At 66.2% G+C, this 24,690-nt stretch carries 24 protein-coding genes and 1 riboswitch; of the genes, 4 read left to right on the top strand and 20 right to left on the bottom strand.

Annotation, left to right across the window (positions count from 1 at the left end; genetic code table 11):
• From ACZYZ3_RS00005 to ACZYZ3_RS00040, 8 genes are all read right to left on the bottom strand, one after another.
• On the bottom strand, nucleotides 1-628 hold a 628-nt coding region (locus ACZYZ3_RS00005), incomplete at its 3' end, for an SRPBCC family protein (protein ID WP_463961828.1).
• Nucleotides 628-1,932: a vWA domain-containing protein gene (locus ACZYZ3_RS00010; protein ID WP_463961829.1), complete on the bottom strand. Its 1,305-nt coding sequence runs from the start codon at nucleotides 1,930-1,932 to the stop codon at nucleotides 628-630. The genes ACZYZ3_RS00005 and ACZYZ3_RS00010, both read right to left, overlap by 1 nt.
• Nucleotides 1,929-2,852, bottom strand: coding sequence for an AAA family ATPase (locus ACZYZ3_RS00015; RefSeq protein WP_463961830.1), 924 nt, complete (start codon nucleotides 2,850-2,852; stop codon nucleotides 1,929-1,931). Before ACZYZ3_RS00015 ends, ACZYZ3_RS00010 begins: the two co-directional genes overlap by 4 nt.
• On the bottom strand, nucleotides 2,849-3,499 hold the full coding sequence (locus tag ACZYZ3_RS00020; RefSeq protein WP_463961831.1) for a nucleotidyltransferase family protein: 651 nt from the start codon (nucleotides 3,497-3,499) through the stop codon (nucleotides 2,849-2,851). The genes ACZYZ3_RS00015 and ACZYZ3_RS00020 overlap by 4 nt, the downstream gene beginning before the upstream one ends.
• A complete protein-coding gene (locus tag ACZYZ3_RS00025; RefSeq protein ID WP_463961832.1) occupies nucleotides 3,483-4,460 on the bottom strand; it encodes an XdhC family protein in 978 nt (325 codons plus the stop codon). The genes ACZYZ3_RS00020 and ACZYZ3_RS00025 overlap by 17 nt, the downstream gene beginning before the upstream one ends.
• Nucleotide 4,461: 1 nt before the next feature.
• The gene (locus ACZYZ3_RS00030; RefSeq protein WP_463961833.1) at nucleotides 4,462-6,855 is read right to left on the bottom strand and encodes an aerobic carbon-monoxide dehydrogenase large subunit; all 2,394 of its coding nucleotides are present in this window, start codon (nucleotides 6,853-6,855) and stop codon (nucleotides 4,462-4,464) included.
• Nucleotides 6,852-7,421 (bottom strand): (2Fe-2S)-binding protein, encoded by a 570-nt coding sequence (locus ACZYZ3_RS00035; RefSeq protein WP_463961834.1) that lies wholly within the window; start codon nucleotides 7,419-7,421, stop codon nucleotides 6,852-6,854. The genes ACZYZ3_RS00030 and ACZYZ3_RS00035 overlap by 4 nt, the downstream gene beginning before the upstream one ends.
• 5 nt (nucleotides 7,422-7,426) lie before the next feature.
• Complete coding sequence (locus tag ACZYZ3_RS00040) at nucleotides 7,427-8,305, bottom strand: FAD binding domain-containing protein (protein ID WP_463961835.1); 879 nt, start codon at nucleotides 8,303-8,305, stop codon at nucleotides 7,427-7,429.
• A 114-nt stretch (nucleotides 8,306-8,419) separates the two neighbouring features.
• On the opposite strand from ACZYZ3_RS00040, the gene ACZYZ3_RS00045 reads away from it, so the two are divergent.
• Complete coding sequence (locus tag ACZYZ3_RS00045) at nucleotides 8,420-9,406, top strand: LysR family transcriptional regulator (protein ID WP_463961836.1); 987 nt, start codon at nucleotides 8,420-8,422, stop codon at nucleotides 9,404-9,406.
• A gap of 998 nt (nucleotides 9,407-10,404) precedes the next feature.
• Here the strand turns inward: ACZYZ3_RS00045 and ACZYZ3_RS00050 are convergent.
• From ACZYZ3_RS00050 to ACZYZ3_RS00065, 4 genes are all read right to left on the bottom strand, one after another.
• A complete protein-coding gene (locus tag ACZYZ3_RS00050) occupies nucleotides 10,405-10,629 on the bottom strand; it encodes a hypothetical protein (RefSeq protein WP_463961837.1) in 225 nt (74 codons plus the stop codon).
• A gap of 74 nt (nucleotides 10,630-10,703) precedes the next feature.
• A complete protein-coding gene (locus ACZYZ3_RS00055; protein WP_463961838.1) occupies nucleotides 10,704-10,991 on the bottom strand; it encodes a hypothetical protein in 288 nt (95 codons plus the stop codon).
• 40 nt (nucleotides 10,992-11,031) lie between these two features.
• Nucleotides 11,032-11,625: a VOC family protein gene (locus ACZYZ3_RS00060; RefSeq protein ID WP_463961839.1), complete on the bottom strand. Its 594-nt coding sequence runs from the start codon at nucleotides 11,623-11,625 to the stop codon at nucleotides 11,032-11,034.
• Nucleotides 11,626-11,935: 310 nt separating this feature from the next.
• The gene (locus ACZYZ3_RS00065; RefSeq protein WP_463961840.1) at nucleotides 11,936-12,646 is read right to left on the bottom strand and encodes a TetR/AcrR family transcriptional regulator; all 711 of its coding nucleotides are present in this window, start codon (nucleotides 12,644-12,646) and stop codon (nucleotides 11,936-11,938) included.
• A 104-nt stretch (nucleotides 12,647-12,750) separates the two neighbouring features.
• Between ACZYZ3_RS00065 and ACZYZ3_RS00070 the strand changes: the two genes are divergently transcribed.
• Nucleotides 12,751-13,965 (top strand): glycosyltransferase, encoded by a 1,215-nt coding sequence (locus ACZYZ3_RS00070; protein WP_463961841.1) that lies wholly within the window; start codon nucleotides 12,751-12,753, stop codon nucleotides 13,963-13,965.
• Between the two features lie 696 nt (nucleotides 13,966-14,661).
• Here ACZYZ3_RS00070 and ACZYZ3_RS00075 read toward each other — a convergent pair.
• From ACZYZ3_RS00075 to ACZYZ3_RS00110, 8 genes are all read right to left on the bottom strand, one after another.
• Nucleotides 14,662-16,167 (bottom strand): bifunctional hydroxymethylpyrimidine kinase/phosphomethylpyrimidine kinase, encoded by a 1,506-nt coding sequence (locus ACZYZ3_RS00075; protein WP_463961842.1) that lies wholly within the window; start codon nucleotides 16,165-16,167, stop codon nucleotides 14,662-14,664.
• Nucleotides 16,164-16,817: a thiamine phosphate synthase gene (thiE, locus tag ACZYZ3_RS00080; protein WP_463961843.1), complete on the bottom strand. Its 654-nt coding sequence runs from the start codon at nucleotides 16,815-16,817 to the stop codon at nucleotides 16,164-16,166. Before thiE ends, ACZYZ3_RS00075 begins: the two co-directional genes overlap by 4 nt.
• The gene (gene thiM, locus ACZYZ3_RS00085) at nucleotides 16,814-17,620 is read right to left on the bottom strand and encodes a hydroxyethylthiazole kinase (protein WP_463961844.1); all 807 of its coding nucleotides are present in this window, start codon (nucleotides 17,618-17,620) and stop codon (nucleotides 16,814-16,816) included. Before thiM ends, thiE begins: the two co-directional genes overlap by 4 nt.
• A riboswitch (TPP riboswitch) is annotated at nucleotides 17,614-17,707 on the bottom strand. It overlaps the preceding gene by 7 nt.
• Before the next feature lie 1,021 nt (nucleotides 17,708-18,728).
• Entirely contained in the window at nucleotides 18,729-18,983 is a 255-nt protein-coding gene (locus ACZYZ3_RS00090; protein ID WP_498049684.1) for an META domain-containing protein, read from the bottom strand.
• Between the two features lie 431 nt (nucleotides 18,984-19,414).
• The gene (locus ACZYZ3_RS00095) at nucleotides 19,415-20,242 is read right to left on the bottom strand and encodes a peptidase M56 family protein (protein ID WP_463961846.1); all 828 of its coding nucleotides are present in this window, start codon (nucleotides 20,240-20,242) and stop codon (nucleotides 19,415-19,417) included.
• Nucleotides 20,239-20,859: an RNA polymerase sigma factor gene (locus tag ACZYZ3_RS00100; RefSeq protein WP_463961847.1), complete on the bottom strand. Its 621-nt coding sequence runs from the start codon at nucleotides 20,857-20,859 to the stop codon at nucleotides 20,239-20,241. The genes ACZYZ3_RS00095 and ACZYZ3_RS00100 overlap by 4 nt, the downstream gene beginning before the upstream one ends.
• Nucleotides 20,860-21,489: 630 nt before the next feature.
• Entirely contained in the window at nucleotides 21,490-22,500 is a 1,011-nt protein-coding gene (locus ACZYZ3_RS00105) for a hypothetical protein (RefSeq protein WP_463961848.1), read from the bottom strand.
• Entirely contained in the window at nucleotides 22,497-23,108 is a 612-nt protein-coding gene (locus ACZYZ3_RS00110; protein WP_463961849.1) for an RNA polymerase sigma factor, read from the bottom strand. Before ACZYZ3_RS00110 ends, ACZYZ3_RS00105 begins: the two co-directional genes overlap by 4 nt.
• Before the next feature lie 309 nt (nucleotides 23,109-23,417).
• Between ACZYZ3_RS00110 and ACZYZ3_RS00115 the strand changes: the two genes are divergently transcribed.
• Nucleotides 23,418-24,017 carry a recombinase family protein gene (locus ACZYZ3_RS00115; protein WP_463961850.1) on the top strand — a complete coding sequence of 200 codons (600 nt, stop codon included), beginning with the start codon at nucleotides 23,418-23,420 and terminating at the stop codon, nucleotides 24,015-24,017.
• A 250-nt stretch (nucleotides 24,018-24,267) separates the two neighbouring features.
• Entirely contained in the window at nucleotides 24,268-24,585 is a 318-nt protein-coding gene (locus ACZYZ3_RS00120; RefSeq protein WP_463961851.1) for a DUF6457 domain-containing protein, read from the top strand.
• Nucleotides 24,586-24,690: the final 105 nt, after the last annotated feature.

Below are 24,690 nucleotides of genomic sequence, written 5' to 3' on the forward strand. Positions count from 1 at the left end.
TGCCGGCGGGCGGGGCCGCTGCGGGCACGGCGCCGGCCGGTAGGCCGGGAAGTCCCGGCGCTGGGGCCGGCGCCGGGGCACCGGCGACCTTGGCCGCGGCGACTTCCGCTTCGGCCTCCGCGTCGAGCCCGGCCGCGGATACGGCCGCCGGCAGGCCGCCCGCTTCTGTTCCGGCGGCGGGCGCGGTGATCATGGCCTGCAGGTTGCTGGCGAACAGTGCCATCATCTGCTCGGTGACACTGCCGATCACGCCTTTGCCCATCGCGGCGGCCTTGCCCGACAGTGACAGCTCGGCGTTGACGGTGCCGCGGGTGGTGCCGCCGGCCTCCTCCGTCAGCTGCAGGGTCACCGTGGCCTCGGCGGTGCCCTGGCCGCGGGTTTCCTGGGCTTTGCCGCCAAGCACGGCGCGGTGTTCGGCGGCGTTGCGTTCGATCACGTTGAGCAGCCCTTTGTACTGCATGTTCACCGGTCCCAGCTTCACGGTCATGCCCACCTGGTAGGCGTCGTCGGAAAGCTTGTTCAGGATCCTGGCGCCGGGGACGCAGCCCGCCACACCTTCGAAGTCCATGATGGTGTCCCAAACGGTGTCGATCGGCGCGACGACCGAGAAAGTGCTGTTGATCTGCATTAGTTGCCTCTTCCCTTGAATGATGACTGGCCGTTGAGTGATGACTGGCCGTCGCCGCGGATTGCGGCCGCCACCTCTGCCAGAGCGGTGTAGCTGTGTCCGCTGACAAAAGCGTCGCAGTACGGCAGGGCCGCTGCCATACCGCCCGCCAGCGGCTGGTAGTGGGGGGCGGCCTTGCGCGGATTGACCCAGATGATCCGGTGCGCCAGGCGCCGCAGCCGCGCCATCTGGGCCGCCACTTCTCCGGGGTCCTCCTGTGCCCAGCCGTCCGAGAAGATCACCACCACCGCGCCCCGGGCCAGGCCCCGGCGGCCGTGTTCGTCGACGAAGTGCCGGATGCTGTCGGCGATGCGGGTGCCGCCGGCCCAGTCCGGGGCGGCCACGGCGGCCCGGGCCAGGGCCGCGTCCGGATCGCGCAGCGCCAGTTGCCGGGTCAGGCGTGTCAGCCGGGTGGAAAACACGAAGGCCTCGGCGCCGGCAGTTGCGACAGCACCCTGCAGGAGCGAGACGAAGATCCGCGCATACGGTTCCATGGAGCCGGAGACGTCGCACAGCATCACCAGCTTGCGGCGCTGCTCCCGGCGCCGGGCATACAACAGCCGGGTGGTGTCGGTGCCCGAGCGCCGGGCCGCGCGGACCGTGGCGCGGACGTCCAGCCGGGCGCTGCTGTGGGCGGACTTGCGGGTTCGGCGGCTCAGGCGCACGGGGGTGGCGAGCAGCAGCCGGGACGCCAGCCGCCTGATTTCCAGGACTTCCTCCTCGGTGAGCTGGGCGAAGGACATCCCGTGCAGCCGTTCCTCGGTTGAGGCCATGGCCAGCACGGCCTCCCGTTCCGGGGCGTCGCGGTCCCCGCCGCCGTCCTGCCCCGCGGAGGCAACGGCCGGCGCCGTCTGCTGCAACCCCGCCGCCTGTCCGGGGGCACGGTCCCCGGCCGGGGAGGGCCGGGTGCTTGCCTGCTCGGGGCTGCCGGGCGGGGACGGGCGCGTAGCGCTTCTGCGGTGCCCGGAAGGGTCGAAACCGCCGCGGAAGACTGCGGCGAACACGGCGTCGAACACCGGCAACTGTCCGCGCGCGGACACCAGCACCACCCGGGACGCCCAGTAGAGCTGCTCGACGTCGGAGGGCGGGATCAGGCGGAGGGCCTCGGCCAGCCGCACGGCCCGGTCGGGCGAGCACGTCAGGCCAGCCCGGCGCAGGGCGGTCACGAACGCCGCGGACAGGGTCGCGGCCTCCACTGCGGGGGGTGCAGCGGCCGTGTCCCCGGTAACCGTGACCCCGATGACCCGGGCCATCGCCGGGCTCACCCGCCCGTCCCGGCCACGAGCCAGTCTGCCCCGCGGGCGACCACCAGCTCCAGGTCGTCGCGGTTCTTGACGATCGAGCCAAGCGTCTGCTCCACCGTCGTGGCGTCGATACGGTCAATGCCCAGCACGGCCAGGGCGGACACCCAGTCGATGGCCTCGGAGATCCCCGGCGGTTTGGCAAGGTCCAGGGTACGCAGCCTGGTGATCACCGCAGCGGCCTGTAACGCCAGCGGGCCGCTGCTGGCGGGCACGCGGCGGCGCACGATTTCCGCGATCCGCTCCGGCCCGGGGTAGTCGATCCAGTGGTAGAGGCAGCGCCGGGTCAGGGCGTCGTGCAGGTCCCGCGTCCGGTTGGAGGTCAGGATGACGATCGGGGGGTGGGTGGCCCGGATCGTGCCCAGCTCCGGGATGGTGACCGCGGCCTCGGCGAGGAGCTCGAAGGTAAAGGCCTCGAACTCGGCATCGGCCCGGTCGATCTCGTCCAGCAGGAGGACCGCGGGGCGAGGGCCGGGATGTTCGATCGCCTGCAGCAGCGGCCGGCGCAGCAGGTACTCAGGGCCGAAGAGGTCCGTCTCGGTGACGGAGCCATCCCGGACTTCCGCCAGCCGGATCCCGAGCAGCTGGCGCTGGTGGTTCCACTCGTAGAGGGCTTCGCCGGCGTCGATTCCCTCGTAGCACTGCAGCCGGTACAGCGGCGTGTCCAGCAGCTCGGCCAGGGCCTTCGCTGCCTCGGTTTTACCGACGCCCGCCTCGCCCTCGAGCAGGATAGGCTGCGGCAGCCGTACGGCCAAGAACAACGCCGTGGCCAGCCCGACGTCGGCCAGGTAGTCGCTGCTGTCCAGCGCCTCCATCAGCGAAGCGACGTCGGGAACCCTGCGCTGGACGTCCTCCTCCGCGCCGGTGCGCGCCGCGGTGTTCATAGCGCGCCTTCCAGGCCGGCCAGGACCCGGCGGTAGTCCTCTTCCGTGTCAACGTCCGGCGGGACGGGGCCAGGAACGGGGAGTTCGACGACGTCGCCTGCCCGCTGCTCCAGCAGTCTCCAGACTGCCTTGTCGCCGTGCAGGGCGGCCAACTCCGGGAGCATCCGCCGGGCGAACGCCAGCGGGTGGCCGACGCCGTCGTCATAACGGCAGACGGCGATGCCGGGGGCGCCCTCGCCGGCGCCTGGCCCGCCGGTGAACAGGAGCTCCAGCAGGGCCCGTGCGGTGTCGGCCCGGACGCCCGGCTGGTCCCCGAGCAGCAGGACGACGGCGTCCGTGTCCGGGTGGAGCGTGGCGATGCCGGCGGCGATCGAGGAGGAACAGCCCGCGCCGAAGTCCGGGTTGAGCACGATCTCGCAGCCGGTCGTGTCGACCGCGCGCTGCACCTCCCCGGCTGCACCTCCCAGGGCCAGCACGGTCTGGTCGAAGCCGCAGTCGCGGGCGGCCGCCAGCACGGCGTCGAGGAGGACCCCGCGGCCGTAGGGGAGCAGCTGCTTGGGCCGGCCCAGGCGCCGCGACGCCCCGGCCGCCAGGATCAGCCCCGCCGTCCGGTGCGTGGTGGCTGCGCGGTCAAGGTATGAGGGCATAGCGCTCCGGATCTTTGCGGAAGGCCGCTCGGCAACCGGGCGAGCAGAAGTACACGGTGACGCCATTATGCTCGAGCTGCAGCGAGGATTCCGCGGCGGCGACAGTCATGCCGCACACGGGGTCTACCGCCGTCGCCGCGGTGTGCGCGGCGGCCGCCGGGGCCGGGGATGTTGTGGCCGACGCAGTCACCGGCGCCGCGGCCGGCGCGTCTGGCGCCGTTTCAGTGGCGGCGTGCCGGGACTTGGCCCGCTCCTGGATGAGCTCGGCCAGGATCGAGAGCGCGATCTCTCCGGGGGTGCGGGCGCCCAGCTGCAGCCCGGCGGGGGTGAAGACCCGTGATCGCAGCGCCGGGTCGACGTCGAGGGATTCCAGCACTGCGGCTCCCCGCGTCCCGCTGGCCACGAGCGCGACATAGGGCACGCCGGCGCGCAGGGCCGCCTCGAGGGCGACTTCCTCCGCTTTGCCGTGCGAGGCCACGATGAGCGCGGCGTCGTCGGCCCGGGGCCCCGCTGATTCCCCGTCGGTGAGTTCCACGGCCAGGCCCACGCTGGCGCCGAGGGTCTCAAGAGCCTGGGCCACGGGCGTGGTGCCGACCACGACGACCCGGGGCGCCGGAATGTGCGGCTGGAGGAAAATCTCGATCGCGCCGCCGCTCAGGCAGGGGTTGGAGACCTCGACCGCGCCTTCCCCGGCGGTGCGGGACGGCTCGCCCGGGACCACCCGCAGCAGCAGCGGTTCCTGCGAGACGAGGACCTGCCGGCTGTACTCCCGCACCGAGGACTCGACACAGTTTCCGCCGACGAAACCCTGGATCTCCCCGCTGGGGAGCACCAGGGCGGTGTCCCCGGCGTGGGCGCTGGTGGGGTGCTGGGCGCGGACCACCGTGGCGTGCACGAACGGCTCACGGCGGGAGGCAAGGTCGTTCGCCCGGGCCGTGAGGGAGTCTGCTGTCGTGGTCATCCTAGATCGGCGGCCTTGCCCGGCCCTGCATGGCGGCCCAGACCCGGGCCGGGGTGCAGGGCATGTCCATGTGAACCACCCCGTAGGGGGCCAGCGCGTCCACAACCGCGTTCACGATCGCCGGGGGAGACCCGACGGTGGCGGATTCGCCGATGCCTTTTGCGCCGATGGGGTGGTGCGGGGACGGGGTGATGGTGTAGCCGGTCTCCCAGTCCGGCACTTCCATCGCGGTGGGGATCAGGTAGTCCATGAAGGACCCGCCCAGGCAGTTGCCGTCAGCATCGAACTCGATGATCTCCATCAAGGCCATCCCGACGCCGTCGGTCAGTCCGCCGTGCACCTGCCCCTCGATGATCATCGGGTTGATCCGGGTGCCGCAGTCATCCACCGCGATGAAGCGGCGCACCTTGACGTGACCGGTGCCCGGATCCACGTCGACGACACAGATATAGGCGCCGAAGGGGAACGTTAGGTTCGGCGGGTCGTAGGTGACCTCGGCGTCGAGGTTGCCGTCGACGCCCTCGGGCAGCGTCATGGTGCCGTGGGCCGCCATGGCGATCTCGGAGATGGTCTTCCCGGCGCCGGGATCGCCCTTGACGAACCACCGGCCCTTCTCCCACTCGAGGTCCTCAGGCCGGGTCTCCAGCATCGCCGCGGCGATCAGCTTCGCCTTCTCCCGCACCTTCCGGGCAACGAGCGCGACGGCGCCGCCGCTGACCGGCGTCGAACGGCTCCCGTAAGTGCCGAGGCCGAAGGGCGTCTGGTCGGTGTCGCCGTGGACGACGTCGATATCCTCCGGGGGGATGCCGAGCTCTTCCGCGACGATCTGCGCGAAGGTGGTCTCGTGGCCTTGGCCCTGGCTTTGCACCGAGAGCCGGACGACGGCCTTGCCGGTGGGGTGGACCCGGAGTTCGGCGCCGTCGGCCATGCCGAGGCCCACGATGTCGAAGTGTTTGCGCGGTCCGGCGCCCACCGTTTCGGTGAAGAAGGAGATGCCGATCCCCATCAGTTCGCCGCGCTCGCGCTTCTCACGCTGCTCGCGGCGGAGCTCGTCGTAGCCGGCCAGCTGCATGGACAGCCTCATGGCCGGTTCGTAGTTGCCGGAGTCGTAGACCCAGCCGGTCTTGTTGGCGTAGGGGAACTGCTCGGGCTTGATGAAGTTCTTCAGCCGCAGTTCCGCCGGGTCCATCTCCAGCTTGCGGGCGAGGATATCCACCATCCGCTCGACGAGGTACACGGCTTCGGTGACGCGGAAGGAGCAGGCGTAGGCGACGCCGCCGGGTGCCTTGTTCGTGTAGACGCCCGTGACGCTGCAGTAGGCGGCTTTGATGTCGTAGCTTCCGGTGAAGATGGAGAAGAAGCCGGCGGGGTACTTGGTGGGCTGGGCGGTGGCGTTGAACGCGCCGTGGTCGGCCAGGACGTTGGTGCGTACTGCGAGGATCTTGCCGTCCTTGGTCGCCGCGATCTCGCCCTGCATGATGTAGTCGCGGGCGAAGGAGGTGGACATCAGATTCTCCGAGCGGTCCTCCACCCATTTCACCGGCTTGCCAGTGACGATCGACCCGACGACAGCGAGGATGTAGCCGGGGTAGATGCCCACCTTGTTGCCGAAGCCGCCGCCGATGTCCGGGGACACCACACGGATCTTGTGCTCGGGGATCCCGGCGACGATCGCGAAGAGGGTGCGGTGCGCGTGCGGGGCCTGCGTGGTTTCGTACAGGGTCAGTTTGCCGTCGACGGCGTCGAAGTCGGCGATCGCGCCGCAGGTTTCCATCGGGGCGGGGTGCACCCGCGGGTAGACCATCTCCTGGGCGACCACGACGTCGGCGCTCGCGAAGACAGCCTCGGTTTCGGCCTTGTCGCCCATTTCCCAGTCGAAGATGTGGTTGTCGGTCTTGCCCTCGATCTCGTCGCGGATTACGGGGGCACCGGCGTCGAGGGCCTTCCGGGCGTCGATGACCGGGGGCAGGACATCGTATTCGACGTCGATCAGCTCCAGCGCGTCCCGCGCAGCGTAGCGGTCCTCGGCCACGACGAACGCGACCTCCTGGCCTTGGAAGCGGACCTTGTCTGTCACGAGGACTGCCTGGACATCCGCGGAGAGGGTGGGGGCCCAGGCGAGCTTGAGGCCCAGCAGGTCCTTCCCCGTGATGACGGCGATGACCTTGGGGTGGGCGAGGGCGTTGGTGGTGTCGATGGAGACCAGCCGGGCGTGCGCCACCGGGGCGCGCAGGATGGCGCCGTGCAGCATGCCGGGCAGGACGATGTCGTCCAGGTAGTTGCCTTTGCCACGGACAAACCGCGGATCTTCCTTCCGCTGGATCCGGCCGTAGCCGATCGGGCGGTCCTCGTCGCCGGCCGCCGGGTTGCTGGGCCGTTCGTGGATGACGGTCATGCCCTCACCTCGTTGTCTGCAGTTTCCGCTGTTTCCGCCGGGATGTCCTCGATGACCGTGTCCGTGCCCTCGATGACCTCGTCCACCGTGGGGTCCGTGTTGCCGCCCGCCGGGTGGGCGGCGGCCCACTGCACCGACCGGACGATGGTCGCGTAGCCGGTGCACCGGCAGATCTGGCCCGAAATGGCCTGCCGGATCTCGGTGGTGTCCGGGTGCGGGTTCTTATCGAGCAGGGCACGGGCGGTCAGCATCATCCCAGGGGTGCAGAAACCGCACTGAAGCCCGTGCTCCTCCATGAAACCCTGCTGGACCGGGTCCAGGGTGGCGCCGCTGGCGAGGCCCTCGACCGTGCGGATGTCGTGTCCGGCGGCCATCGCCGCGAGGACGGTGCAGGACTTCACCGGCTGGCCGTCCATCAGGACCACGCAGGTCCCGCAGTTGCTCGTGTCGCATCCCCAGTGGGTCCCGGTTAGGCCCAGGACTTCGCGGATGTAGTGGACCAGGAGCACCCGGGGCTCAATATCGCTGGTGACTTCGTTGCCGTTGACGGTCATGCTGATCTGCATCCGCTTCAGCCTTCCTGTGTCCTGGCGGCGCGGGTACAGGCCTGCCGCAGTACCCGCCGGGTGAGTTCGTCGGCGAGATGCCGTTTGTAGTCAATCGGACCGCGCTGGTCGGCCACGGGGTCGCAGGCCGCTGCGGCGAGCCGCCCGGCTTCCACGAACAGTTCCTCCCGGGGCTGCCGGCCGCGGAGCAGGTCGGCGGCCCCGGCGATGGTGTGGTCGAGTCCGAGGGCGGTCAGCCCGACGGCGGCGTCGGCGATGGTGCCGTCCGCGGCCAGCGTCACGGACGCGCCGGCGGCGCCGACCGCCCAGTCGCCCACGCGGCGTTCCACCTTTTCGTAGGCGCTGCCCGACCGGGGAAGGATGGGGATGCGGACTTCGCACAGCATTTCGTCCTGGCCCACCGCTGTCTCGTAAGGTCCGCGGTGGAAGTCTGCCATGGCCAGGATGCGCTCGCCGGCCGGTCCGCGGATCACGGCTTCGGCACCCAGCACGTCGCAGACCGTGGACAGGTCCTCGGCCGGGTCGGCCTGGCAGAGCGAACCGCCGATGGTGCCCCGGTTCCGCACGACCGGGTCGGCGATCACGGCTTCGGCGTCCCGGACGATGGGGAAGAGCGCCGCGATTTCGTCCGACTCCAGCAGCGTCGTGTGGCGCGTCAGGGCGCCGATGCGCAGTTTGTCGCCGTCGCGCAGGATGAAGTCGAGTTCGTACAGGTCGTTGATGTCGATCAGCCACTCCGGTCTGGAGAGCCGGAGCTTCATCATCGGCAGGAGGCTGTGGCCCCCGGCGATGACCCGCGACTCCGCACCGTGGCGGGAGAGGAGTTCCAGGGCGTTATCCACGGACGTGGCCCGAACGTAGTCGAAAGGAGCCGGAATCTGCATAGTCCCCACCTCACGTCAGGGCGCTGGCAACGTCGTGCAGCACCGATTTCAGGCCAGTCTTGCCCCGCCTGGGACGGAGTGTCAATATCGTCATAAGCGAAAGGTTATGACGCCATGTCGATGACATTGAGCCAACTCCGCACGTTCGCTCTCGTTGCCCGTCTGGGCTCGCTGCACGCTGCCGCGGAGACCCTCGGCGTCAGCGAACCGGCGGTCTCCTCTGCCCTGACGGCGCTCCGGCAGGACCTCGGCGATCCGCTCTTCGTGCGCGCCGGGGGTGGCATTGCGCTGACTCCCGGCGGCCGGGCGCTGGCGGAATATGCCCAGGACATTGTCGGGCTGGCGGACCAGGCCCGCTGGGAGGTTTCCAACGCCACGAACGACGCCGGGCGGCTGAAGATCGTGGCCACCGCGCCCTTTGCCGAACATGCGGCCGGCCGGCTTCTGGACCTCTTTACCAAGCGGGTTCCCGGCGCTTCGGTGGACGTGGTGGTCGAGTCCGCCGAGGACCTGTGCTCGCTGCTGCAGGAGCGGGCCTACGACATCGCCCTGGGTGCCCGGCCGACGGCGCCGGCGGGGACCGCGGTGAGCAGCCCGGGACTGAAATGCGTGCCTTTCCTGCGCTACCAGCGCATCCTGGTCGCCGGTTCCGGGCACCCGCTGGTCCGGGCGCCCGGACCGGTATCCGTGGCCCGGCTGCTGGACCAGCGCTGGTTCGCCGGACCGGCGGGGATCCAGGACAGCGCGGAGGAGGGCCGTTGGCTGGCGTCGACGGGGGTGGCGCCGGAGATCATCCGGCTCAGCAGCGAGACGGAAGCCCTGGCCGCTGTGCGGGCGGGGGAGGGCATCATGCTGGCGCTTGGCCACATCGTCCGGTCCGAACTCCAGAGCGGGATCCTCGTGCGGCTGCCTGTCGTCGGCACGCCTGTCACCGGATTGTGGTGGGCGAGCACCCTGGACAACCACCGGACCACCACGATGGCGCGGACGCTGCAGCGCTTTGCCGGCACGGCTGAGGCGACCGCGGCGATGGTCGCTCCCGGCGGCTCCCGGGGACTGGAACGCCGGGGATCGAAGTTCCACGTCGCGTTGTGGAGCTGAGGCAGTTTCAGGCTGTGGCCTGTTCCGGCGTCGGGTTTTGCCCGTGTCGCGTTGCGGAACCCCGGCGTCGGGCTATGTCAGTTTCCGAAGCCCTGCACGGAACGTCCACACTCGTCTGCACGACCCACATGTTCGTAGGGGGAACCCTTAGCGGACACCGCGCGGAGATTTCAGATGTTTTTTTGTCGAGGGTTGCGGTCGGATTCCTTACGACGTTCCGTAGTGGGTGTGGATTACCCGCCGAGTGGGGCAATACCCCCGAATTCCACTTTGACCGGGCACCCAGCTGCCTGCGAATACTTCCGCTCCAGGTCGGCGACGTCCGATGCGGCCCTGACTGATTCATCCAGCGTGAGGGTCAGGTGCGACCCATCAGGCGATACCGAAGTGATGTTCACAGCAGGGTCTGACGCCAACAGCTCGCTGGCGAAATCGTTAAGTTGCGCAGGGGAGCAGTCGGCGGGCTGGACTGAAATGTCGACGCTCGGAAACCGGGCCAGTAGGTCCCGCAGCTTCGCGCTCACCGGGCCGTGCCAATGAACGATAATTCGGTTCCCGTTGATCACTTCGACTGAGGCGAATTCAGCATCCCCTGCCAGCTCCCGACTCAGCGTGCTGGCAACATGAGCGATCGCTCCGTCAGCCGGCGCAGCTTCAGGACTGACCAGTGAGCCAGTAGGCGGTTGGCTTGGCGCCGACTCATGCGTGGGCGGCTGAGGAGTTTCGCCGCCCCGACCCGCAGGCCCCGTTCCGGCGCAGGACGTAGCGAAAAGAGAAAAACCGAGCAGGACAACCGTTAGGCGCCTGATCAACTTTGAACTTTCACTTGGCGTGGCCACACCTCATGCTATTGATCGGTGCGGAATAGGGCTACCCCGCCGCCGCGGCTGGAGCCATTTAGGGATCCATGGCCGGACGCGCTCACGCGATGGGGGGGAGCCGTCCCGCAGCGGGTCCGCTTATCGACTCGTTGCTGGCCCGGCCTGTTCAACCTGGCGTCAGCCGCGGGCAGGTTGGACCGTCTTGCGCATCACGGTCTTGCTCTTGCCGATGTGGCGCTCGAACGTGAATCCCGCCTTCTCGAACATGGCTCGCGTGCCGTTGTGAACGAACGACGACGACGTCCTCTTGCCGAGAGTGAGTTCGTTGGGAAACGAGATCACCTCGCCTCCGCCGGCCTGCGCGATCAGCTCGAGCGCACCGTCTAGCGCTTCCCGTGCCACGCCCGGACGTCGGTGGTCGCGGTCGACGAAGAAGCACGTGATGCGCCATGGCGCTGGCTTGATTTCACCCGCATTTACTCCTTACGGTGATAGATCCCCGGCAGCTCAACCGGACTTCCGTACTCGCACCATGCGATCGCGTCGCCGCCGTCGAAGACGAGCGCGGCGTGTGCGACGCCCTCCGCCACGAGGCGCTGCTTGAACGTCGGCCGGTCGTACTCGCTTTTGACGGTGTCCTCGGTGTCGTCGTGGAAATACGAGCAGTAGCACCCGCCCCAGACCCCGTTGTGTTTCTGCGCGAGCGCCAGCCACGCCGGAAAGGTCGCCGGGGTGAGCGGCTTGATCACGTGCGGAGCTGCCACGCCCACCTCAGCGGTTGTCTCGGAAACGAGTTCAAGAAGGTCAGGAAGCTGACTTCGTCGCCGGCGACCCGGCAACGCACAGGACCGCTCTGTTGCCGTCCTGGTCGGCGATCACGGTGAGCGACGGCGAACCGCTGTCATCCACGACGGTTCCCCCCGCAGCGACGGCAGCGGCGATTCGTGGCTCGGCCACCTCGGGCGCCACATAGACCTCGACGTGGAACCGCTGACTCGGCGTCTCGTGCTCGTCGGCGTCACCGAACCACAGGTTGGGTACACGCCCCGTGGCGTCCCGGATCTCATCGCTGGGTGACCCGTGGCCCTGGGCGTCCGCGTTGCCGGTCAGCAGGGCTGCCCACACCGGGGCGATGGTCGCTGCGTGCCCCGTGTCGAGGCCGAGTTCGAGGACGCTGACCGAGGCCGGGTCGGCGGCGACCTTGTGGTCGACGGCGATCTCGGTGATCCGTCGCGCGAGGTCGACGTCCTGCTGGGTGACCCATTCGACGACGTGTAAGGTGCCCTCGTCGCCGCGGTAGATGGCGTCGGCGCTGACCATGGCGTGCAGTCCTCGGGCCAATATGCGCCAGTCGGCTAGCTTGGCCTCGGCGATCGCCTCGCCCGTCAGCATGTTCATATTTAGAGACCTAGTTTGTGATTCAGCTGCAGCGTTCGAGATCGTCATTTTTGAATGCCTCCCCTACGTGTGCCAACAGTGAATCCGATGTCGGACGCATCTTCAAGGGAAATGGGCGCCTGCTGCATTAGCGAAGCGGCTTTCACTAACCTGAGCGCGGATGCCGAGTAGCCGCCCGCAGGCCGGTCCTCCACCGGTCGCACACACCGCTGAACTGCATCAATGCGAGCTGGGGTTCATCAGCGTCCCGTGTGACTGTCAATTCAGAATGGCGGTTTTTCCACAGCTCGGTTTGGCGGTTCAGGTGCCCTCAGGCGGAACCGACGGCGACTGGAAGGCCCACGCCCGCCAGGTAATTGGTGATGACGCTGTTGAACACTTCTTCTGGTCTCTCGGGGTCGTGTTGCCCGGTAAGTGCGCCCGCCAGGAACGGGTAATTCCCGGACTGGACTACATCGGAGAGGTACTGCAGGCGCGCGTTCGCCCCGTCGAGGCCCGTCCCGGAGCTGTCGGCTGATGCCAGCTCATTTTGTACAAATGCGGAGGTGATGGCCGTCATCATGGCCACGGTCTGCAGCTTGGCGGGCCCGGGCATGTCCACCGCCTCCATTGCGGACAAGGCACGCTCCAGATATCGGAGAGCGTTGGGGCCCATTGAGGGCCGGGTCAGCAGCAGCGGAGCCAGCCACGGGTGCCGGTGCATAATGGCCCGGCCTTGCCGTGCCAGATTCAGCAGCTGGATCGGTGGTGGTTCATCGGAGGGGGCAAGGTCGTATTCACTGCTGACCGTGTCAACGATGAGTTCGATGAGCTCGTCGTGGGATTTCAGATACCGGTACAGGGACGCCCCGCCGGCTCCGATGGCGGCCGCCACGCGTCGGATGGACACCGCCGTCAGGCCGTCCCGGTCGGCGATATCGATCGCCACCGCGGCAATCCCCGCGCGTGAGTGCTCCGGTTTCGGCCCGACACCGGAACGCTCCGGCCGCAGCCAGATATTAACGGGGTCATGAGAGGGCATACCAGTTCCGCCTTTCGTCTAGCCGCCTGGGTTAGGTGCCGTACCTATTCCACTATATTCTTAATTGCGAACAGTGATCGCAATCAAGCGGAATGAGGAATGTCATGCGGGTACTCATGATTACGCCAGGGACCCGAGGCGATGTCGCCCCGATGGCCGGGCTCGGCAGCAGACTTCAAGCCCTGGGCTTTGACGTCGCAATCGCGGCGAATGCCGCCTATGCCCCGCTGGTCACCGCAGCCGGGTGTGAGCACCGCGAACTGCCCGGTGATATGAGCCACCTGGTCAGCCCCGCCGCGCCAGGGAAGAAGGCCACGGGCGCGGATCTGCGCAGGTACATGCGCGAACTCGGTGACTACATGGACCTGGCCGCGACCGGCACCCTTGCCGCGGCCGAGGCCGGCACCGACCTGATCCTGGCCAATGCGATCGCCCCCTATGCCTACGATGTTGCTGAGGCCCTCGGTGTCCCCGCCATCGGTGCCCACCTGCAGCCGACCGAACCCAGCACCGCCTACCCGCCCGTGGTCCTGGGGACCGCCCGCAGTCTGGGGCCGGTCGGAAACAAGCTGCTCGGTTCACTGATATCAGCGGGAAAAGCACCCTACGACGCCCCGAGCGCCCGCATCCGCCAGATGCTCGGCCTACCCAAAAAGGCCCGGTCCGCGTCCGACCGTACCCGAAGGAAAACCAACAGTCCCGTTCTCCACGGCATTAGTCACACCATATTCCCGCGCCCGGCGGACTGGCGATCCGGGCTCACCATGACCGGCTACTGGTGGCCGGAAGTTGAGCCGGGCTGGCAGCCACCTGCGGAGCTGGCCGAATTCCTCGCGGACGGACCGCCCCCGGTGTTCATCGGCTTTGGTAGCAGTGCGGCCCTGGACGCAGACTTCATGCTCGGCGCCGCGCACCGTGCGGGGGTTCGCGCGGTACTGCAGGGCGTGCAGGGTGCCTCCGGACCCGATGCCGTCAGCATCGGTGCTGTTCCGCACGAATGGCTGTTCCCGCAGATGGCCGCGGTCGTCCACCATGCCGGAGCGGGGACCGCCGCGGCGGGGCTGCGCGCCGGTGTGCCGACGGTCAGCGTGCCGATATATACGGACCAACCTTTCTGGGCCGCACGGATCACGTCCCTCGGCGCGGGCCCGCAACAGGTCCCCTACAAGGAACTCACCACCGAACGGCTGGCCGACGCCATCACGCAGGCCACCACGACGCCGGCCTACGCCGCACGAGCACGCCAACTGGCAGCAATGCTCGCAACGGAAGACGGAACCGCGCCCGTCGCGACAGCGCTGCGGGCCGCTGCTAAGTAGAGGTAGCACGTTCCAAAAACGACCGTTTCCGCTACAAACCACCAGGCGCGTTCAAAAGATTCGGTGCACTTGTCAGTTTCCAAAGTCGCCTGCATGGTGTGAATATTCGCGCTGTTTGGCGGAGTTCTGTGATCGCTATTTGGCGTCTCGATTGACAGGGTGTCGTCAGCAGCGGATTGATCCGGCAGTCAACTACTCCGATTCGCACGGCGCGACCGTCGCCCTCTCCTCAACTCTGCAGTTCGCTTCCAGCATGGTCAGCACGCTGTACCTCAGCGGCCTACCCACGTACTCAAGCGAGAACAAGGTCTTGCGAGTCTCCGGCAACACCGGTCACGTGCTGATCACAGATGTCGCACGCCTGGTCCTGCAGATTCGCACTCCAGCAGACGCACCGAACTGGCGCCGGGTCGGCGAGAACGTCACGACTTTTCACACCCACCGCAAGCGTCATCTCCGGCATCGAACGAGACCTGCACCTGAGCGATTTCGTAGGCGAGGTCGAGGCCTTTCGCCGCGCAAGCCCAGCGCATGAAGTCACCTCAAGCAACGCCGCTGACAACGTCAGCACCATGCAGTTGTGCGAACTCATCCTCCGCAACTGAGCTCCTGTCTCGCCCGTCCATGGGCCGCAGCGTGCTTGACGAATGGTCGCTCCGGCAACCGCTGGGGGCGCGAAAGGATGGACCTGCACTCCTACCGGGGGCTGATCAGGGGCGCGGCGAAGAATTCTCGCTCGTGCCTGGCCGACGCGCGGAACGCCTGGGCCATGTGGTGGCGGGACGGTTCATCCGCGGTGGCGGCAACCGTGGTGACGATCTCTATTGCGCGGGCGGTGGAGGCAGCGAACTCCTCATCCGCGTAGGTATCCAGCCAGCTGCGGTACGGATGCGCGTCGTGCGAGAGCGGATGCAGCCGCGTGCCGACATCCTGATACATCCAGAAGCACGGCAACAGCGCCGCGACGAGTACGCCGTAGTCGCCGCTCGCGCCGGCGGCCGCCAGATGGTTCAGGTAGGCGGTCGTCGTCTCGCTGGGCTGCACGCCGGCCAGGGTTTCGTCGGCAATCCAGCTGGAGTGCAGGTCGAGTTCGGCGGCGATCGCGCCATGCGCGCTGGCCGCCCAGAACACCTGCTCGGTGGCGGTCGGGGCGAGTCGGCTCGCGACGGCCAGCATCCGGGCGTAATCGCGCAGGTACAGGGCATCCTGGGCGAGGTACCAGACGAAGGCCTCCCGGTGCAGCGAGCCATCCCCAAGTGCTCGAATGAACGGCAACTCGTCGGTGTCGGTGCGGATGTCACGGATGTCGTGCCACCACGACTCAGCCACCTGCGCCGGGCTGGGCCGGTTCTGCAGGCCGCCGCGCTGCCACAGCCCGGCGAAGTGCTGGATCGGACCGTGGCCGGACCCGACCTGCAGGTCGCCGGAGTGGGCAATGCTCTCGGTCAGCCAGAGCTTCGCCTCGGAGACAGCGTCTCCCCAGTGCGCGAGGCTCGGTCCGGCCGTGCCGGCCCGGGACGCCACCCTGGTCGCGACGGCGGAGGAGAAGGAACACCCGGTTCCGTGTGTGTTCAGGGTGTCGATCCGCAGCCCGGGAAACTCTCGCACGGTGTGGGCATCGACGAGGGCATCTGGGACGAGGTCACCGGCGAGGTGCCCGCCTTTGGCCAGCACGAGAACCCCGTACGTTTCGGCGATCTGCTGCGCCTGGCTCAGGGCCGCCGACCAGCTCGTCGCCACCGGAGAACCGGCCAGGATGGCCAGCTCCGGGATATTGGGCGTCACCAGGTGCACGACGCTCAGCAGGTCGCGGAGAGCCTGCTCGGCATCCTCGGTGAGCAACCGGTCGCCGCTAGTAGCGATCATCACAGGGTCGAGCACCACGAGCCTGGGCTTCACTTGGCCGAGCCACTCGCTCACGGTGCTGGTGACGTGCACATCGGCCAGCATCCCGATCTTGACGGCATCGATCTCGACGTCGTCACTCACGGCGTGCAGCTGCTCGAGCAGGAACGAGACCGGCGGCACGTGCACCGAGCGCACACCGTGGGTGTTCTGCGCGACCAGCGCGGTCACCACGGCCATGCCGTAGCCCCCGTTCGCCGCAATGCTTTTGAGGTCAGCCTGGATGCCCGCTCCGCCGGTCGGGTCGGTACCAGCAATGCTCAGCACGCGGGCAATGCGGAGGGATGCGCCGGTCATGCCGTCGCGCCCCAGGCTGCCCGCAATTCGCGGGCGGCCTGCTCGGGGTGCGGCGCCGCACAGATCGCCGACACCACCGCGACGCCCGCCGCCCCACACTCACGGAGGGCGGCCAGGTCGCGCAGGCCGACCCCGCCGATGGCCACGGCCGGCAGCGTGCTAACCCCGACCAGGCGAGCGAACTCGACCAGCCCCAGGGCGGGGGGCGCGTCACTCTTGGTGCGTGTGGCGTGCAGCGCGCCGATGCCGACGTAGTCGACCAGGGCCGGATCCTCGGCCGCGCGGCGCAGCTCGGCATCCGTCGATGCGCTGAGCCCGATCACCGCGTCACCCCCGATGAGGGCACGCACCACGCCGACGGGCAGGTCGGACTGCCCGACGTGCACCCCGGCCGGCCGGCGCCCTGCGGCACGGGCGGCCAGGAATACGTCGACCCTGTCGTTCACGATCAGCGCCACGGTGTCCGGCAGCACATCCGCGATGCGCAGAACGGTGTCGAGGAACTCCCGCCCGGCGGTCGCCTTCTCACGCACCTGCACGGCGCTCACTCCCTCGGAAACGGCGCGGCGCACCACGTCCACGATGCTGCGCCCGGCCGCGGCGGCCTGCGCCGAGTCGGTCACCAAGTACAACGACAGGTCGAGGTTCATCGGAGCACCGCTCGGCGGGCGATGTCCTGCGCGTTGACGGTGGCCAGGGCGTCCACAAAGGCGACAGCGAAGCTGCCCGGACCGGCGGCGGACTCTGCCGCAAGCTCGGCCGCGACGGTGTAGACCGTGGCCGCGGCCACCGTGGTGGCGAACCTGTCGTCGTCGACCGCGGCGAACGCGGCCATGACCGCGCCGAGGGCACAGCCCCCGCCGGTAACGCGAGTGAGCAGCGGATGCCCGTTGTCGATGCGTACCAGCCCACGGCCATCCGTGATGATGTCGACGGGTCCGGAGACGGCGATCACCCCACCGGTCATACCTATCAGTGCGTCTGCTGCGGCCAGTGCGGCATCCACCTCGTCGGACGAGTCGACCCCGCGCCCGCCGGATCCGGCACCCGCCAGCGCGATGATCTCCGATGCGTTCCCGCGCACCACCGTGGGTCGCAGGTCGTGCAGGGCGAAGGCCAGCGGCGTGCGCACGGGCAGGAAACCAACGGCAACGGGGTCGAGCACCCACGGTGTTCCGGCGGCGTTCGCGGCGGTGACGGCCTCGACCATCGCGTCGCGTTGTTCCGCGGTGGGGGTACCGAGATTAACGAGCAGTCCGGATGCGACCCGCGCGAACGCGCCCGCCTCCCCCGGAATGTCGACCATCGCTGGTGCCGCACCTAGCGACAGCAGCACGTTCGCGGTGAAGTTCACCACAACACTATTGGTGATGCACTGCACGAGCGGCGGGTGGGACCGCACCTCGTCGAGAGCTGAACAGGTGAATGAAATCAGGTCTTCTGGCGTGCGCATATGCGCGACATCCCTTCGCTAGTACTAACTAGATCAGGTTCAACGGGTGTTATCTCAGCTCCAGATGGAGCACCCCGTGTCACTTGGCTTATGGCCCAGCGTATCGCAGCGCCCTCGTTCTCATTCATGGTTGGACGCGGCCAACACATCTACGCAGCACCGCGCTACGGACGCGACCCCCGGCAGACAAACTGAAATCGAACTAAGGCTCCCACGGCGATAGGCGCGTTGTCTCGTGTCCCTAGAGATAAGAGGCGTCCTACCGAAGAGACCGGGACCCACTCAGAACCTCTCGGAATCTCGGTGCACGGTGAATCGCGTAACTGCGTTGCGAAACCTCATTGGGCAGGAGAAGGGACTCACACTTCAGAAGACCACGGCTAGTACATCAAGCGCCCGTAAGCCGGTCCGGAAGCGGAACCCTCTACGGGACCGACAGCTGCTCCTGAAGTGGGCGGGTGGCTCGGGTAGGCTCGGGACACCAAGCCTGAGGGGGCCGCATGGAACCAGAGCATTACAGCAGACCAGACAACGATCACACCACCAGCAATGAGCCCGCTGCCAAAACGTCGGAACAGAAAAGGCGAATCAGGTTCTCAGCCTGGCTCGGTATTGGCCTCGCCATATTCATCATGGTTCCAGCCGTATACAGGCTGGCCACAGAACCGCCTCGCTGGCCAGACACCATATTCGTGAGCGTTGGAGTGGGGCTGATCATTTTCCACTCCGTCCGGGTCATCCGCCTACCCAGGGGTAACTAGGCGGTCCCCGACAGGCTCTGGACGCCAAAGAACGGCAGTAGGGGTTCGAGCGTTTGCATCGTCCAGAGGGCGAATGAGTTTCTTGAGCTTGTCCCAGGCGAAGACGTAAGGCTCGTCTGGCACGAGGCGCAGAGGACGAGTTCTCGTTGCCGGCCGCGCAGAGGACGAGTTCTCGTTGCCGGCCGCGCGGAGGGCTCCGAGCCGAACCCTCCGCGGCACCGTCCCCTAGGGGATCCTTTTGCGGGACTTGGGGACGCGCGTCCCACGAGAGCGGCCATGCTTAGGGATCGGTTCGTCCTATCCAGTTGCGGTTCGCACAAGGAAGATCGAAGTGGGTGGGCGGGCTGCTACTCGCTTTTGAAGCTGAGTGTGTCTGTTCCGCTCTTCCAGCTGAGAGTGCCCTGGCTGAATGTCAGTTCGATGGGCCGCTTCAGGAACTCCATCACCCACAGATGCTGTTCGCCGACATCGCCCGCGCACCCCATCGCTCCGGTGGCGATGTTCCTGACAGTAAGCGTGTTCCCGGTGATTGTCGCCTGCCCGCCCAGGGGGCCGCATCCGGTAGTCACGGTCAACTGAAGCTCTCCATTCGCGGAGGTCAACCATGCCCTGACGCCGCCGGATGCCGCCCAGGGTAGATCGTTGCCGGCGGCCGTGCCGGAAACACTGGCGTATCGGGAGCACTGGGTCGTTGGTAGGAACGCCGTACATGTTTCTTGGGGTGGCGTGGTGCTGGTTGAGCCAAGGGTTGAGCTGGTGGACGTAGCCGAGGTAGTGGAGCTGGGCGTGGGTATGGCAGTTCCCGGTTCGCCCGTTTTCGTGTCTCCGCAAGATGTCAACAGCATGCCGAGAAGTAGGAGGGGAACCGTGTATTGCCACAACCGATTGCGCTTCATTGTGCTCCCCTGAAGGTGGACGTTGATGGGAGCCTATACACAGACGGCCGAGTTTTTCATGAATCCCGAAAGTGTCCCGTTCGAGGTTCCCCGTAGGGGGAACCCTTTACGGTCTGGTCCTGGCGGCGAACGCTTGTTTAGCGCGCTGGAACTACTGTGGCGTCCGGTGAAGGGATTGGTGACCTAGACGGGTAGGCGGGTGTTCCGCCTCCAGAACCCGCTGCCAGGAAGACACCAACTTGGGTTCCTCCGTCGCTGAGGAATACCGGGATCTCCCGGGGTGGGCGCGGAGTGTTGAAGTTTTTCGCTGCGTCTTCCGGGCTGGTAGGCATTGGGCCGCCGTAGAGGTCCTTTGCGTAGGCGTAGCCTGATGCTCCATTAGTCGCCATGACGGCGATCAGATCCGGAACTCCGTTTTCGGGACTTTCAACCCCGTAGGTTTCACCTTTGTCGTTGACGCCTAGTTCGGTCCTTTCCTGCTTCACGTAGCTGGCGGAGAGTTGCCAGCGGTTACCCGGTTCCGTCCCGATCGTAACGGTCTCCTGTCCGGGTTCGAGGGGAATGGTGTACCGGCAGGAATTTAGACGCGTCTGCATATCGATGTCGGTGTAGCTGCAGCTGGCACCGCCTGGGAACTCGAACGAACCGGGGGTCAGGGCGGTCAGCGTCAATTCGATGTCAGTGGCGCCTGCCGGTGGTTTCCCGAGTTCCACGGTGGCTGTTCCGGTGTAGCTCTCTGTCACGGGCGAAGCCAACGGAGTCACTTGCTGGGAGCCGGGAATCTGAAAGAACCCGGCTGCGGCTGCGCCGATGCCACCGAGCAGACATGCGCCGGCCAGCGTGCCGGCGCCGAGCCAGAGACGGGTGTGTTGGCGGGCCCGTACCGGGGCCGGTTGGTGGACTTGGGCGACGAGTTCTGCTCGAAGTGCGTCGCTGAATCGGTCATCGACCTTGAACTGGTTCATGACCTGTCTCCTTCCAAAACTGACCGTGCGAGGCTGCCGGCAGTAGGAGCGCCCGTGCTGGTGGTGCCGGTGAGGGCGGTTTTCATCCGTTGCCTTGCCCGGTGCATGCGGGTCTTCGCGGCACCGGGAGTCAGATTCAGGACTGCCGCTGCGGCAGCCAAAGGGTAGTCCTCGAACACGACCAGACTCACCAGGTGCAGGTCCTCGGCGCTGAGTGTTCCGAGAGCCTTGGCGAAGTCCCGGTCCAGGGTCTCCTGGGTACCGGTGAAATGTTCAATGTCCATGGGCTCTGAGGCCCCTTCGGTGCGCGGTAATGCGTTCAGCAGCTTCCGGTAGCGGAGGGCTGCGCGCCCGTTATTGCGTGCCATGTTGGTCGTCGTGACGAGCAGCCAGGGAAGAATTGACCCTTCTACTACACGCACGTTGGTGCGTCGCCGCCAGAGTTCGAGGAAGGCAGCAGCCATGACGTCTTCGGCGTCGTGGTGGTTACCCGCGAGCCTGTACGCGTGGCGAAAAATCCGGTCACGATGCCTGTCGTACAGCACCCCGAACGCATCGCCGTCACCACTTAGGCTCCGGGACCACAGTCGGTCCTCGTCATTCTTCACGTTCCCCATGCCCTGTATTGTCCGGGACAGCCGAAAAGGTTACACAGACCCAGAGATTTCTCAGAAATCTTAGGCACACCAGCTGACTGGTGATCCTGGCGGGCTTCCTGACATGCATTACGTTGGGAAACCCTCCCCGGGACATGTCCATGCGTATGGCTCTGTTAAGCGCTACGGTCGTGGCGGGCTGCTAACTTCTCGTGCTGCTGGTTCTTCCTTGGTGGTGACGGAGCGCGATTATTAGTGTCCCAATGCTTGCAATGGTTGGAACTGTCAGGAAGGGCTGCGCTCCGCTGCCTCCTGTGTTGACGAGACCGGTGATGCCTATCCACCACAATAAGGCGGTCGTAAATGCGCACAGGTTAACAACGGAATAGGGGGCGCCGGGCAGTGGCGCGCTCCTGTGTCTGCGTTGTCGTTGCGCCGTGGGAATTGGCCAGTGGCGTCCGTGTCGATGTCCGATCATGATGGTTCCGATGGTGGCCAGGGCTGGGACGGTGAGGAATATTGCTCCACCGCCTCCAGTGGTGATGGTGCCGACGATGCCTATCCACCAGAGCATGGCGGCTGTGAACGCAGCCAAGAGAGCAAGGAGTGTCCGGCTGTCAGATCCTGCCGAGCTGACAGCGTTTCGGTGGGTCATTTCTCTGGCCCTCCGGCCTCCATGGCTGGCTGGTTCGCCGGCGGGACGGATCCAACGATGCTGTAGTCAATGGCGGTATGAGCGGTGAGATTATTGGCTCCCAGCCCGAAGAGTGCGTAAGTCATAACGGTGCGTTCACCGATGACCAGGCCAGTGGCCGGGTCAATGATGATTTCATCGCGTTGTCCTGCCCGGAGCGGCTCTGATCGACCGATGGAGATCCCTGGTTTCCCATCAAAATTGGTTTGCTCACTGGCGTTCACGCCCGGGATCAGTGCCAGCGCCTCGTAGAGGCCTGCGCGCAGGTCTGCCGGGACAAGTCCGGTCCGCAGCAGATCCGTAATGCGCACGAAGTTATCCTCGTCCCGCGACGCGGACCCTCCCTGGTACTGGGCATTAAAGTGCTCGATCAGGGCCTTGCCTTCGCGAGGCAGGCCTATAAGTTCCTGCTTATCGATCACGGTCCAGGGGATCCCGTAGAACTCGCCACCGGGTGCGTGGATGGTGTCCTTCTGACCGGGGCGCGGGGCGATGGCGCCCCAGTCCCGGTCTAGTACCCAATCGCGTGAGGGGTCCCCGGGAACGTAGACGTCAATGGTCTGGGCGTTCATGGTGAACATGTCATTTCCAGCAGTATCGCTTCGGCCCGCCAGCCAGTTGGCGTGGGTGTGGACGCGCAGGTATTCCCCTGGACCCGGCGTGGGGTCTGAAAAGGCCATAGTTTGTTCCGCTGCTGACCGCAGGAGACCGGCCGCGTGGGCGCTCTGGATCGACATATTGGTCTGACCCAGAACGATCACGCCGACACTGGCTGCGGCCATCGTCAACACCACGCGGCGCGTGCGTTGTGGTCTGTGGAGAGGACCATGATCGGTGGACGCCAGGTTGGCTGCAGGAACCTGCGAGTTTCCTGTCGGCCGTCTCCTGGGGAGCTCTTGTGCCGGCATGTCCACGAGCTGGCGGCGAAGCGCGTCGCTTCTGTCGGGCTGGAACTGGTGTGTCTTCATTGTGGCCTCCTTTCAAACGCGGCCTGACGGTCGATCGCATAAGTGCTGGAAACTTCGTCATAGAGGTGTCCGAGCTTTGTTTTGGCCCGGTTTAGTCGGGATTTCACGGTGCCTTCGGGGATACCGAGTGCGGTCGCAGCGTCTCGGATGTTCATTTCTTCAACCACGCAAAGCGTCAGCACGTTGCGGTCCACTTGGCGCAATCGTGCGAAGGCCCGGTCTAGCGTCGCGGCCTCAAATTCCTGCTGGTTCTCGTCGGCGAACGCCTCAGCGATATCGGGGCTATGTGCCGGTGGAGGGAGGCGGTTTAGAAAGTTCTTGTACCGCCGGCGTTGGCGCAGATCGTTGCGGATGGTGTTGTTCGCGGTGACCAGCAGCCAGGCAACGATGGAGCCGTTGACCATGCGCACGTATTCACGGCGACGCCACGCCTCATAGAACACCATTGCAGTGACGTCTTCGGCGGCATGAGCGGAGCCGACGAGCCTCAGGGCGTGACGCAGAACCCGATCGCGGTGGCGATCAAACAGTGCGCCAAAGGCGTCACCGTCCCCATTAACGACGAGCTTCCAAAGTACCTCGTCTGTCCCTTCGTCATCTCCGTCCATACCCCATAGTGTCCGCACACATCGAAAGGTTCCATGTTTTGCCCGACAACTTTTCGGGCGTCAACATAGAGCGGCGTTTATCGTCCAAAAGACGAATCAGGTACAGCACTTCTTTTGGCCACCGAATTAGTGGCGTCGTCCCGTTAGGGGTCTGTCCGGATTGACATTCGGGCCGTCCCGTAAGAAGGTCCTCCAGCGGTCGCACACACCGCTGAACTGCATCATTGCGAGCTGGGGCCCATCAGCGTCCCGTAAGACCCGTCCGGTGAAGTGTTCGGTAAGGGGGCTCTATATGACACACTATTTTCCATGTCAAAAATACTGGTCGGCTACGCGCGCGTGTCCACCGAGGCGCAAGACCTCACTGCGCAGCGTGATGCCCTCGCTGCCCTTGGCGTTGAGTCTGAACGAATTTATGTTGACCACGGCTTTACTGGCACGAACAAGAACCGCGCCGGACTTCGCGAAGCCCTGGCCGCGTGCCGGGCGGGGGATACCTTCGTCGTCACGAAACTTGACCGCTTGGCCCGTTCCGTCCGTGATGCCCACGAAATTGCAGATGGCCTCGCTAACCGCGAAATCAAACTCAGCATTGGTGGATCCGTCCACGACCCCGTTGACCCGATGGGCAAACTGCTGTTCAACGTGTTGGCGATGATCTCCGAGTTCGAAGCCGACCTCATCCGCATGCGCACCCGTGAAGGAATGAAGGTTGCCAAGGCCAAGGGCCGGCTACGAGGGAAACAACCGAAACTCACCGTCAAACAGGAAAATCACCTCCTCGAACTGCACGCCGCGGGGAAATACAGCAAGGCAGAGCTGGCGGAGCTGTTTAGTGTCGGCCGCTCCACTGTCTACCGGGCAATTGAACGCGGGCAACGCAGTGCGGCGGAACCAACACGCCCCTGAGAATCAGGGTGTATAGGAGTATCGAGCGAAAGCTGCGAGTCGTGCAGGAAAGTACTGAAAATTCAACGCTCAATACTGGCCTGCAGAACCTTGGAAACACGCGGAACGCTGTGCAGGCGAGTACTGAAAATGACATGTGGCCTCCTCCGGCGTCGGGGTTTTGCCTGTGTCGCGTTGCGGAACCACGGCGTCGGTGCTAACCCTTGTGAGGAACGCCAATCGGCTGACGCACCAATGTAAAGGAGCAACAATGACTTTGACCCGGGACGAAGACAGCGCACTGCGGCACTGGAGCGCCCGCCTGATTCAGGCACTGCAGATCCTTGACCTGGAAGTGGACCACGAGAAGATCGTCCAGGTCGCGGACGGGTCGCTGAAGGCCGTCGGGCCGCACGCAGACGCCATCAGCGCCTTCATCGTCGGGTACGCCGCGGGAACCGCGTCGACCGACGGCAGGAAGAGCGCGCAGGAGGCGGTTCACGCGGCGTCCAACAAAGTCCTCGAGCTCTGTGCGGACGGTGAGTCCGGCGGCCCCGACGAAAAGGGCTGGGCCAAGCGCGCCCAATAGCCACAGGATCCAGGCCCCCGGCTGGACATGCCCTCCCTGGGCGCCCGCGGATGGACATATTGGCATGATGTCCAGTGGCCGCCGCCAAAGTGGGGCATGTCCCCG

Source organism: Pseudarthrobacter linnaei, from assembly GCF_055412825.1.